The following is an 11,371-nucleotide window of genomic DNA, read 5'->3' on the forward strand; positions in this document are numbered from 1 at the left end:
TTAGTTATAACAAAATCTTAGTTAAAGAAATTGAACTTTCTAACGACACGATTTAAGTCAAACTTTAATAAGATGTTAACTCCCCAAATAAAGTTGTTTATTACACTCAATTATGACGTTTGTAACAATACTGTCATCTTGGTGAAATATAATCCGCCCAACGTTAAGATTTAAGGGTGTTTTGATGACTTCCAATCCGAGTAAACCGACCTTTCATACGGATAGAAGCCGTCTATTTAAAGACAGGTTTGCCAAATGGGGTATTTCCGCAGGCGGTGTAATGGTGCTGATAGCGCTGTTACTTATTTTCTTTTACCTTCTTTATGTTGTTCAGCCTATTTTTGAGTCAGCAAAAGTGGAAACACGTAATAGTGTGAAGCTAACGAATGCATCTCAAGTTGTAGGGGTGGGCATGGAGGAGCAAACCGAAGTTGCTTTCTTATTAGGTGAAACAGGTAATGTGGACTTTTATAATATTGAAAAAGACCACTTTGGTAAGAAGATCACCACTCTTAATACAGAATTACCAAGCGATGTGAGCAGTTTTGCAAGTTCAGCGCCGTTTCAAGGTCAATACGCTTACGGTCTTGAAAATGGCTCTGTGGTTGTTGTTGCGCCAAAGTTTCTAGTCACATTTCCAAATAATCAGCGCCAGTTAACACCGCGTTTAGATTACCCGTTGGGTGATATGGCGCTTGAGGTTGATGACCAAGGTGCAGCGATTACTAAATTTGCATTTAGCCATTATGAAGATAAAACCGCAGTTGTTGCTTTAACTGCAGACAAGCGCGTTTTATTTAGCAGCTTTGTGGGTGAAGAAAATATGTTCACTGGCGAAGTTGAGTGGGTTGTTGAACGCACTGAGCTTGATATTGAAGGACGTGTTGATGAGCTATTAATTTCGCCAGATACAACGCGTACATTCGTTCGTTCTGCAAATCAAATTTATGTTTACGATACGCGTTATCCTTCAGAGGTTGAGCAAATCCAATTGCTTGCTGCAAACGAAGAGAACGCAAATCTTGTTTCAACTCAGTTGTTAGCTGGTGCTAACTCGTTAATGCTTGCTAATGATAATGGCGAAGTCTCACAGTGGTTTGAAGTAAATACAGAAGATGGCCGTGAATTTAAAAAGATTCGTGCTTTTGAAACCAGTAAACAATCTAAGTTAAATATTTTCACTGAATTTTATCGTCGTACTTTCTTCACCGCAGGTGCTAACGGTGAGTTAGGTATTTATTACACCACAAGTGATGCAAAACTGTGGCAAGGTAAAGTCAGTGATGGCCCAATTCAAAACTTTGCAATTGCACCACGCTCAAATGCTGCGCTTATTTTAGCGGATGATGCATTAAAAGTTGTCGAAATCCACAATGAACACCCTGAAGTGACTTGGTCTGCACTATGGCAAGAAGTATGGTACGAAGGCTATCCTGAGCCTGGTTATATTTGGCAGTCGACCTCTGCAAGTGATGACTTTGAGTCTAAGTTCTCATTGGTACCCATTTCATTTGGTACAATTAAGGCAGCGTTATACGCCATGCTGTTTGCCGTGCCAATTGCGCTTTCTGCGGCAATTTACACAGCCTACTTTATGTCGAGCGAACTACGTAAAGTGGTTAAGCCGACGGTTGAAATCATGGAAGCACTACCAACGGTAATTCTTGGTTTCTTAGCCGGTCTTTGGTTAGCACCATTAATTGAAGAACACTTACCAGCGATTATCGGTTTATTAATTCTTTTACCATTAGGGATTTTATTAACTGCTTTTGGTTGGAATAAGTTACCGAACTCAATTCGTCATCGCATTCCAGAAGGTTCACACTCTATTTTATTGATTCCAGTAGTGTTATTCATTGGTTGGTTATCATTTGCTATGAGCGGCACAATCGAACTTTGGATGTTTGATGGTAATGTGCGTCAATTTCTGACTAACGAATTAGGCATGACATTCGACCAACGAAATTCACTTGTTGTGGGGATCGCAATGGGCTTTGCTGTCATTCCGACTATTTTCTCTATCGCTGAAGATGCCGTATTCAGTGTGCCTAAGCACTTATCAAACGGTTCATTAGCATTAGGTGCAACGCAATGGCAAACCCTTGTTCGTGTTGTGTTATTAACAGCAAGCCCTGGTATTTTCTCGGCGGTGATGATGGGACTTGGTCGTGCGGTAGGCGAGACCATGATTGTACTGATGGCTACAGGTAATACACCAATTATGGATTGGAGTATTTTCCAAGGGATGAGAACCCTTGCAGCGAACATAGCGGTTGAAATGCCAGAATCTGAGGTAGGTAGTTCGCACTATCGAATCCTATTCTTAGCAGCGTTTGTATTATTCATATTCACATTTATTTTCAACACAGTGGCTGAGTTTGTACGTCAGCAGCTGCGTGATAAATATAGTTCAATGTAGGTGGAGAGACACGACATGGTAAAGCAGTGGTTTAAGTCTGGTTCTCCTTGGATTTGGATGACCGGCGGTGCGGTAAGCATCAGTTTAATCTCGGTTCTTGGCTTATTAGCCATGATTGCTTGGAAAGGCTTAAGCTTTTTCTGGCCATCAGAAGTTGTGCAGCTTGAGTTACAGGGTTCTGTAGCCAAGCAAACGGTAATTGGTGAAATTTATGACCGTGAACTTGTTCCAAAATCTCGTATTGAAGCGACGGGCGTTGATTTATCTCATTACGAAAAAGACGAGTTAGAGCGATTATTAATTAAAACCGGTAACCGTGAGTACGTTGATCTGGATTTCCGTTGGGTATTGGAAACGGATATTCAATCGCGTACTGCACCTGCTGCATTAGCGGTATTTGAACGCAGTAAAAATGGTAATTTTTACGGTTATGTAGAGCAGGTTTTTAAAGATGGTGAAGTGATTACTGAAAATAAAGTTGAAGTACTTTATGAGCTTGTGGAGCGTGCAGTTGAGTTAAATGACCAAGCACTGGATCTACAAAATGGCGACATTGGTCACATTAACTATGAACTTGAGCGTTTACGTTTAAAAGAAAAAGCATACCAGCTTGATAATGAACTTACCGATGAGCGTGTCGCTGAGCTTGCACAAGCACGTGCTGAACTTCGTGCTGAGTATTCAGAACTTGAAAAGCAATTATTTGCACTACGTAAAGAAGCAAAGCGTGATCAGGTCACAGTTAAAGACATGCGTGGTGAAGTGGTGACTTTACCTCTTTATCAGGTGCTTGATGTATGGTTCCCGAATGACATGGGTTTCTTTGCTAAGTTGGGTCATTACTTTGCGCAACTAGGTAAGTTTGTATCGGATGACCCCCGTGAAGCGAACACGGAAGGGGGTGTATTCCCTGCCATTTTCGGTACTGTTTTTATGGTACTATTAATGGCTGTTATTGTGACGCCATTTGGCGTTGTTGCTGCCATTTATTTACACGAATACGCTGCGAAAAATGCAGTAACTAAGATGATCCGTATCGCGGTAATCAACCTTGCGGGTGTACCATCAATTGTTTACGGTGTGTTTGGTCTAGGCTTCTTCGTATACATGTTAGGTGGCAGTATTGACCAACTATTTTACCCAGAGTCATCGCCAAGCCCTGTATTTGGTACACCGGGTGTAATTTGGTCTGCATTAACCTTAGCGATTTTAACGTTACCTGTTGTTATTGTTTCAACAGAAGAAGGTTTATCACGTATTCCTAGTACAGTACGACATGGCTCATTGGCTCTTGGCGCAACTAAAGCAGAGACGCTTTGGCGTATCATCATTCCAATGGCGAGCCCTGCGATTATGACAGGTTTAATCTTAGCGGTTGCACGTGCGGCCGGCGAAGTAGCACCACTCATGCTGGTAGGTGTTGTGAAGATGGCACCAACATTACCACTTGACGGTAACTTCCCATATGTACATTTAGATAGAAAATTTATGCACTTAGGTTTCCACATTTATGATGTTGGTTTCCAAAGCCCTAACGTAGAAGCGGCACGTCCGCTGGTATATGCGACGGCATTCTTACTGGTATCAGTAATTATCGCCCTGAATATCACTGCGATTGGTATTCGTAACCATTTACGCGAAAAGTTTAGAGCTCTTGAGCATTAATACAGAATTTTTATAGGTAGACAGAGATGATTACAGTTGCACCACAGGTAAACCAAGCAAAAAGCGCGGCAAAACTAGATTTAGATAATCTAACGGCTGAACAAAAAGCATTAGAGATTAAAAACTTAGATCTATACTACGGTGATAAGCAAGCGCTAAGTGGCGTAAATATGAACATTCCGAAAGGTCAGGTAACCGCGTTTATCGGACCATCAGGTTGTGGTAAATCAACACTTTTACGTTGTATCAACCGAATGAATGATTTGGTTGATAGCTGTCGTATCGAAGGCGAAATTTTGCTTCAAGGCCACAATATCTATGACAAAAACGTAGATGTTGCAGCGCTTCGTAGAAATGTCGGAATGGTTTTCCAACGTCCGAATCCATTTCCAAAATCAATCTACGAAAATGTTGTTTATGGCCTACGCTTACAAGGTATCAAAGAAAAGCGTAAATTGGACGAAGTGGTTGAACAATCTTTGCGCGGCGCAGCGTTGTGGGACGAAGTGAAAGACCGTTTACACGATAGTGCATTTGGTTTGTCTGGTGGTCAGCAACAACGTCTAGTTATTGCTCGCTCAATCGCTATTGAACCTGAAGTACTTCTGCTGGACGAGCCAACATCGGCACTTGATCCAATTTCGACGTTAGTGATCGAAGAGCTAATTAATGATTTAAAGAGCAAGTTTACCGTTGTTATTGTTACTCATAACATGCAACAAGCTGCACGTGTATCTGATCAGACAGCGTTTATGTACATGGGTGAGCTGATTGAGTATTCAGATACCAACACGTTATTCACGACGCCAACTAAGAAGAAAACTGAAGACTACATCACTGGCCGTTACGGCTAGCAACTGCCTAGCTTAGTGAACGTCAACGAATTTAGAGAGGTAGACAATGGAACATAACATTAATAAACACATTTCAGGTCGCTTTAATCAAGAGCTTGAGCATGTGCGCAACCATGTTTTAAACATGGGTGGTCTAGTTGAGCAGCAACTAAATAGTGCATTGGATGCAGTAAGCAATGGTGATGCGGAACTTGCGCAAAAAGTGCGTGAGAATGACTATAAAGTTAATGCGATGGAAGTGAACATTGATGAAGAGTGCACGCGTATTATTGCTCGTCGTCAGCCAGCCGCCAGTGATTTACGCTTAGTCATTGCCATTGCTAAAACCATTGCTGATTTAGAACGCATTGGTGATGAAGCAGAACGGATTGCAAAAGTCGCTTTAGATTCATTCACTAAAGACCAGCAAGACTTATTAGTGAATATTGAAAATATGGGTCGTTTAGTCTCAAAAATGCTTCATGATGTACTTGATGCATTTGCCCGTATGGATGTGCAATGTGCGTTTGAAGTACACAAAGAAGACGCCAAAGTTGACCGAGAATATGAAGCTATTACACGTCAAATTATGACATATATGATGGAAGACCCACGCTCAATCCCAAAAATTATGGATTTAGTATGGTCTGTACGTTCTTTAGAGCGTATTGGCGATCGTTGTCAAAACATTGCTGAATACATTATCTATTTTGTTAACGGCAAAGATATTCGTCATACATCTCAAGAGGATATAGAAAAGTCGCTGTAAATTATCCGCTACTTTTCAATATTTAACCGAGCGGCCCAGTGGCCGCTTTGTCTATTATTGGTTATGTAAGGCAGAAAAAGCGTTCACAATCGAACACAATGCTGTAAAATTCGAACCTGCCAAAGCATACTAATTTATTAAAGGGTCAGTTATGCCTACAAATGCATTTTTAGGGGTATTTGCTAAATCTCCTATTAAGCCTATGGAAGATCACATTAAGAAAGTACATCAAGCAAGTAAGGCCTTGATACCTTTCTTTAATCACGTTTTTAAAGAAGAGTGGCAAGAAGCGGAAGAAATCCGTCTAAACATTCGTAATTTAGAGCGTGAAGCGGATGACATGAAACGTGATATTCGCCTTCAACTACCGCGTGGCTTATTTATGCCAGTCGAGCGTACCGATTTACTTGAACTTGTTACTCAACAAGACAAAATAGCGAATAAAGCGAAAGATATTGCAGGGCGTGTCGTTGGTCGAGAAATGACTATTCCTGCTGAAATTCAAGAAGATTTCCTTGCTTATGTTGTTCGCTGTGTTGATGCAACTAAACAGGCATCAAAAGCAATTAATGAGCTAGATGAGCTATTAGAAACAGGCTTTAAAGGCCGTGAAGTTACTTTAGTTGAAAAAATGCTCGTTGAGTTGGACGCAATTGAACAAGACACGGATGACATGCAAATTAAAATACGCCGTCAATTGCGCGCCATCGAAAATGAACTTAACCCTATTGATGCGATGTTCTTATACAAGATCATTGAATGGGTTGGCGACTTAGCTGATATTGCTGAGCGCGTAGGTTCTCGTCTTGAGCTGATGTTAGCTCGATAATTTAAAATCAGTTCAAATACGAAAAATTAAAGGTTTCACACAATGGATATCATTGCAAATTACGGCACGTTTTTAGTTTTAATTGCCGCAGCAGTCGGTTTCTTCATGGCTTATGGTATTGGCGCGAATGATGTAGCTAATGCGATGGGTACATCAGTAGGTTCAAAAGCACTTACTATCAAACAAGCAATCATCATTGCCATGGTGTTTGAATTCGCTGGTGCTTATCTTGCCGGTGGTGAGGTAACATCTACCATTCGTAAAGGTATCATCGACGCTGCGCCATTTACAGACATACCTGAGCTTATGATCCTTGGTATGATAGCCGCATTATTTGCTGCTGGTAGTTGGTTATTAATAGCCTCTTTCCTTGGCTGGCCGGTGTCGACTACTCACTCAATTATCGGTGCTATTATAGGCTTTGCGCTTGTTGCGGTAGGCAGCGAAGCAATTCAGTGGAATAAGGTGATGGGCATTGTCGGTAGCTGGATTGTCACGCCTGCAATTTCCGGCTTTATTGCATACTTGATTTTCATGAGTGCGCAAAAGCTCATCTTTGATACCGATGCACCACTTAAAAATGCCAAACGTTATGTGCCCGTATACATGGGTCTTGCGGGCTTCATTATGTCACTTGTGACAATCAAGAAAGGCTTGAAGCACATTGGTATTAACCTAGGTTCAGTTGAAGGTTATGCCCTTTCAATCGCTATTGCGGTCGTGGTTGGTATTATCGGCAAGATTGCTATTTCGCGTCTTAAAATCGACCCTAAAGCGGATAAAAAAATGCAGTTCAACAATGTTGAGAAAGTGTTCGCAGTACTGATGGTACTAACAGCATGCTGTATGGCATTCGCACATGGTTCAAACGACGTAGCTAACGCGATTGGTCCACTTGCTGCCGTTGTAAACATTGTTGAGCACAATGGCGAAATTGCTAAGAAAGCATCGATTGCGTGGTGGATTCTACCGCTAGGCGGCTTAGGTATTGTTGCTGGTCTTGCTATTTTAGGTAAGAAAGTAATTAAAACAATTGGTGAAGGTATTACTCACTTAACACCAAGCCGTGGTTTTGCTGCTGAGCTTGCTGCTGCTTCTACAGTTGTTATCGCTTCAGGTACGGGTTTGCCTATCTCGACGACGCAAACACTGGTTGGTGCGGTATTAGGTGTTGGTATGGCGCGTGGTATTGCGGCACTTAACATGGGTGTGGTAAGAAACATTGTAGTTTCTTGGGTAATTACATTGCCAGTTGGCGCAGCCCTTGCTATTGTTATTTTCTACGTACTGAGAACTGCCTTTGGGGTATAAAAAAGTACTAACAGACTTTTAGCTTGAAAAGATCTCAATGCCCTAGGTATTGGGGTCTTTTTATTTGCAGGTAGTAAAAAAGAGTATGAATAACTTACCAAGTATTAAACAACTACAGTATTTACTAGCAGTCCATCAATATCAGCATTTTGGCCGTGCTGCGAGCGCGTGTTTTATTGGCCAATCAACATTAAGTAGTGCAATTCAAAACTTAGAGGAAACCCTAGGTTGCCAGTTAATTGAGCGAGAAAATCGCAGTTTAATGTTTACAGTAATCGGTGAAGAGGTCGTCGAGAAAGCACGTAAAATCATTGATGATACTCTGAGCTTAAAAGAGCTAACTAAAAGCTTTTTAACCCCCTTGAGTGGCACGTTGACATTAGGGGTTATTCCTACCATTGCCAGTTTTATTGCTGCACCTTTGTATCATTTCTGCAAGCAAACCTTTACCGAGTTAGAGTTAATTTTGGTTGAGGATACCAGCGATAAATTACTCGATAAGTTAGAACACGGGCAAATTGATATGGCATTGCTCGCCTTGCCGTACGATACTGAAAAATTTCATACCCAAGTGCTTGCCAAAGATCATTTTAGTCTGGTGCATCATAAAGATTATACTCCCGCCGCAGGCGTGGAAGATTTTAACTTGTTACCCGATGCAAGTGTATTCTTACTTGAACGTGAGCACTGTATGACGGGGCACGCACTCAGTGCGTGTCATTTAAATCGCTCAAGTTGCATCAACCCATTTGAGGCAGCAAGCTTACACACTTTACTGAGTATGGTAGAGCATCAACTTGGTGTTACCTTCTTACCACAAATGGCGATTAACGCAGGCATTTTAGATAAAAAAGAGATGGTCGCAACACCTTCACAAGCTGATGCTTATCGAGACATAGGCATTGTGTGGCGAAAAACCACAGGTCGCATTAGGGATTTCAGACTCTTTAGCCAACAGTTGGAGTTATTTCTTAATAAGCAATGTAGCTTAGACGGTCAATGTAACGAATAATAAAAAACCCCAAATAAAGAACCCCAAATAAAAAATTTGGGGTTTTTTTATTATTTAAACAAACTATTTTTCCCCTTCCCTCGACTAACATAATAACAAAACCATTAAAGGCAGATCAGATGACGAGGCTAGTGTGTTTTTTCAATCACTTGAAACATTAATTGCCAAGGCGCAACAGGGCAATAAACGGGCGTGGTTGAAATTAGTCAAACAGCACGAAACACAGGTATATAACTATTGCTTACGGATGTTAAGTCATCCTGATGATGCAATGGACTTGATGCAAGAAGTGTTTATTTCTGTGTATAAGAGCTTACCGAGCTTTCGTGGTGAATCGAGCTTCAATACTTGGCTTTATCAAATTGTGCATCGCCGTAGTGTTGAATATTATCGCCGCCGTAAACTGCATCAAAGCTTGGACGGTGTGCCTGAAGAAAGTTGTGAGCATAGCGAATTAGAGACTAATCAATTGCAATACCAGCAGCATCATGAACTCAAAGAGATGATGAACAATTTACCCTGGGAGCAACGTTTGGTTGTGGAGTTAAAATTTTTTCAGCACTGTACATTCGAAGAAATAGCTGAGCAATTAGGTATTTCGACTAATACAGTTAAATCAAGACTATACAGTGCATTGGGCAAGTTAAAAGTGCATTTGGAGGCCGTAGATGGCTAATTTAGATTCATTATTTACCGCATGGCTAGAAGGTGAAAGCCTGACAGATGAGCAAATTACATTGCTGCAAGCCAATGCTGAGTATGCATTAATGATGAGCAATGCAATTAAGTGGCAACAGCAGAGCCGAGAATATGAAACGATGAAAGTTCCTCACTGGGACAGAGAATCCAGCATGCCAAAAGTGCAGAAATCGCATCTGTTTTTCGGTTCAGGGATGTGGGCGATGGCTGCCTCAATTGCATTATGTGCTTGGCTATTTATGAGTAATCCGCAACAAGGAAATCAGCAGTTACTTGAACAAGTGGCGAAGCAAACGAATTTGTTAGAGTCGCAGCAAAAGCAAATTGATCAGTTACAAAATATTTTAACGGCGCAAAACCAAGTACAGCAGCAACATATGTATCAACTAGCCAAAGAAGCAATCAAAACAGGGCGAATAGAGCGTCAAGAAGATATTGCCAGCGTGCTTGCGTATATCAAAACGCAGCGTGCTCAAGACCAAGCATATTTGCGTATGCAGTTGAATGATTTAGCAGAGCAAGTGGACGGCAGGCCATTGCCAACCGTTGCCAACAATGTGGAGTATTAAAATGTCAAAGAACATGATAACCAGTGCAGTGCTATTGTTATGTGGTATAGCAGCAGTTAACCCTGTGTCTGCCCAAAGTACAGAGGAATTAGACAGAATTCAGCGTGAAGTCGGGATCATGGAAAAAATCCTAACAGCGGCTTTAAAGCAGGATACAGATAACAAAGTTAGAAATGTCTCAGCAAGTTATTTACAGCATCAAGGTGTGGTATTTAGCTTTGACGTGCGAAGCCATTCTCGCTGGTCAAGTGTATTCGCATCCGTGCCCGATGCACCACTTCCACCATTGCCTGATATTGACTTTGAAGAGATCAGCGAAATTGAAGTATTAGGTGAACATGTACAAGTTATTAGCGATGCCGTTGTTGTAAAAACGCAAGAAGCCTATCAACACGCGATGGAGATGATGCGTGAAAGTGCAGAGCGTGTGCGCGAAGTCGCAGAGCAAGAGCGTGATGTTAGTCGAGAAATTCGTGATCTTGAGCGTGAAAAGCGTGACCTTGAATTTGATCGCCGCCACGATAAAGATGCAAAAGAACAAGAGCTTGAAAAACGTAAAAAAGAGCTGCAAGCATCAATTAAGGAGCTTGAAAAACAACAGCAAAAGTTGTCTTTACAGCAACAAGCAATGCGTAAAGAGTTAGCGGAAAAAAAACAAGCACGTATTACAGAGCAAAAGCAGCAGTTGGCAGAGCTTACACAGCGGGTGGATAAAAGCTTGTCATTGACTTTATGTGATTACGGTAGTGGATTAAGAACGCTGCCGAATGATGAGCATGTTAGTTTTATCATTCGTGGCATGAGCGAGCACAAGGGCGAGCAAATTAAAGTGTTTAAAAAATCAGACATTAAAAAATGTGTGGTAGGTGATATTAAAGCAGATGCTTTACTTAATCGCGCAACCCAGTATGAGTTTTGAAATGGTGAAAACGTTCTCAACAAAAAGCAGCCTATAGTGGCTGCTTTTCATCCATTGTAAAAGGTTTTAAGTTAGGTAAGAAGAGTAAGTAAACCCATACAACCAGATTAAAGTAGGGCACTAGCCCTAAGCTTGTGAATACTTTAACTGGGTACCCCTTAAAAGTTGCATTACGGTAACATTGATAAGCTATCCCTAGGTTAATGATCAGCAACAAAACGATTAATTGTGTCATTACTTTCTCCTTTATACCGATAATACATGAACTTAACGATGTTAAGTTATTTTCAGTATGTGTGATCTAATAATTAATGTCATGTTTTTTTGGTTGTATCACCATAAAAGC

Annotated in this window: 11 protein-coding genes; 10 read left to right on the forward strand and 1 reads right to left on the reverse strand. The window is 41.2% G+C overall.

The window, feature by feature from the left end; translation table 11 throughout:
• Positions 1-184 precede the first annotated feature (184 nt).
• From L0Z67_RS01615 to L0Z67_RS01660, 10 genes are all read left to right on the forward strand, one after another.
• Positions 185-2,419: an ABC transporter permease subunit gene (locus tag L0Z67_RS01615; protein WP_193988189.1), complete on the forward strand. Its 2,235-nt coding sequence runs from the start codon at positions 185-187 to the stop codon at positions 2,417-2,419.
• 15 nt (positions 2,420-2,434) lie between these two features.
• Positions 2,435-4,084 carry a phosphate ABC transporter permease PstA gene (pstA, locus tag L0Z67_RS01620; RefSeq protein WP_130151575.1) on the forward strand — a complete coding sequence of 550 codons (1,650 nt, stop codon included), beginning with the start codon at positions 2,435-2,437 and terminating at the stop codon, positions 4,082-4,084.
• Positions 4,085-4,110: 26 nt separating this feature from the next.
• The gene (gene pstB / locus L0Z67_RS01625) at positions 4,111-4,938 is read left to right on the forward strand and encodes a phosphate ABC transporter ATP-binding protein PstB (protein ID WP_062567218.1); all 828 of its coding nucleotides are present in this window, start codon (positions 4,111-4,113) and stop codon (positions 4,936-4,938) included.
• Positions 4,939-4,984: 46 nt separating this feature from the next.
• The gene (gene phoU, locus L0Z67_RS01630; protein ID WP_405128393.1) at positions 4,985-5,686 is read left to right on the forward strand and encodes a phosphate signaling complex protein PhoU; all 702 of its coding nucleotides are present in this window, start codon (positions 4,985-4,987) and stop codon (positions 5,684-5,686) included.
• A 151-nt stretch (positions 5,687-5,837) separates the two neighbouring features.
• Positions 5,838-6,515: a TIGR00153 family protein gene (locus tag L0Z67_RS01635; RefSeq protein ID WP_062567220.1), complete on the forward strand. Its 678-nt coding sequence runs from the start codon at positions 5,838-5,840 to the stop codon at positions 6,513-6,515.
• 42 nt (positions 6,516-6,557) lie between these two features.
• Positions 6,558-7,826, forward strand: coding sequence for an inorganic phosphate transporter (locus L0Z67_RS01640; RefSeq protein ID WP_062567221.1), 1,269 nt, complete (start codon positions 6,558-6,560; stop codon positions 7,824-7,826).
• A gap of 85 nt (positions 7,827-7,911) precedes the next feature.
• Positions 7,912-8,838 carry a hydrogen peroxide-inducible genes activator gene (locus L0Z67_RS01645; RefSeq protein WP_062567222.1) on the forward strand — a complete coding sequence of 309 codons (927 nt, stop codon included), beginning with the start codon at positions 7,912-7,914 and terminating at the stop codon, positions 8,836-8,838.
• Between the two features lie 133 nt (positions 8,839-8,971).
• The gene (locus L0Z67_RS01650) at positions 8,972-9,514 is read left to right on the forward strand and encodes an RNA polymerase sigma factor (RefSeq protein WP_237114732.1); all 543 of its coding nucleotides are present in this window, start codon (positions 8,972-8,974) and stop codon (positions 9,512-9,514) included.
• On the forward strand, positions 9,507-10,106 hold the full coding sequence (locus tag L0Z67_RS01655) for a hypothetical protein (RefSeq protein ID WP_062567224.1): 600 nt from the start codon (positions 9,507-9,509) through the stop codon (positions 10,104-10,106). The genes L0Z67_RS01650 and L0Z67_RS01655 overlap by 8 nt, the downstream gene beginning before the upstream one ends.
• A gap of 1 nt (position 10,107) precedes the next feature.
• Positions 10,108-11,025 carry a hypothetical protein gene (locus L0Z67_RS01660; RefSeq protein ID WP_237114733.1) on the forward strand — a complete coding sequence of 306 codons (918 nt, stop codon included), beginning with the start codon at positions 10,108-10,110 and terminating at the stop codon, positions 11,023-11,025.
• A 31-nt stretch (positions 11,026-11,056) separates the two neighbouring features.
• On the opposite strand, the gene L0Z67_RS01665 is transcribed toward L0Z67_RS01660, so the two are convergent.
• A complete protein-coding gene (locus L0Z67_RS01665) occupies positions 11,057-11,260 on the reverse strand; it encodes a hypothetical protein (RefSeq protein ID WP_062567226.1) in 204 nt (67 codons plus the stop codon).
• Positions 11,261-11,371: the final 111 nt, after the last annotated feature.

Source organism: Pseudoalteromonas sp. PB2-1 (assembly GCF_045040605.1).
Classification (GTDB): domain Bacteria; phylum Pseudomonadota; class Gammaproteobacteria; order Enterobacterales; family Alteromonadaceae; genus Pseudoalteromonas; species Pseudoalteromonas arabiensis.

What these genes read in the sequence shown, in the direction of transcription:
- L0Z67_RS01615 (WP_193988189.1), top strand. Translation starts at nt 185, where the DNA reads ATGACTTCCAATCCGAGTAAACCGACCTTTCATACGGATAGAAGCCGT.
- pstA (WP_130151575.1), top strand. Translation starts at nt 2,435, where the DNA reads ATGGTAAAGCAGTGGTTTAAGTCTGGTTCTCCTTGGATTTGGATGACC.
- pstB (WP_062567218.1), top strand. Translation starts at nt 4,111, where the DNA reads ATGATTACAGTTGCACCACAGGTAAACCAAGCAAAAAGCGCGGCAAAA.
- phoU (WP_405128393.1), top strand. Translation starts at nt 4,985, where the DNA reads ATGGAACATAACATTAATAAACACATTTCAGGTCGCTTTAATCAAGAG.
- L0Z67_RS01635 (WP_062567220.1), top strand. Translation starts at nt 5,838, where the DNA reads ATGCCTACAAATGCATTTTTAGGGGTATTTGCTAAATCTCCTATTAAG.
- L0Z67_RS01640 (WP_062567221.1), top strand. Translation starts at nt 6,558, where the DNA reads ATGGATATCATTGCAAATTACGGCACGTTTTTAGTTTTAATTGCCGCA.
- L0Z67_RS01645 (WP_062567222.1), top strand. Translation starts at nt 7,912, where the DNA reads ATGAATAACTTACCAAGTATTAAACAACTACAGTATTTACTAGCAGTC.
- L0Z67_RS01655 (WP_062567224.1), top strand. Translation starts at nt 9,507, where the DNA reads ATGGCTAATTTAGATTCATTATTTACCGCATGGCTAGAAGGTGAAAGC.
- L0Z67_RS01660 (WP_237114733.1), top strand. Translation starts at nt 10,108, where the DNA reads ATGTCAAAGAACATGATAACCAGTGCAGTGCTATTGTTATGTGGTATA.
- L0Z67_RS01665 (WP_062567226.1), bottom strand. Translation starts at nt 11,260, where the DNA reads ATGACACAATTAATCGTTTTGTTGCTGATCATTAACCTAGGGATAGCT.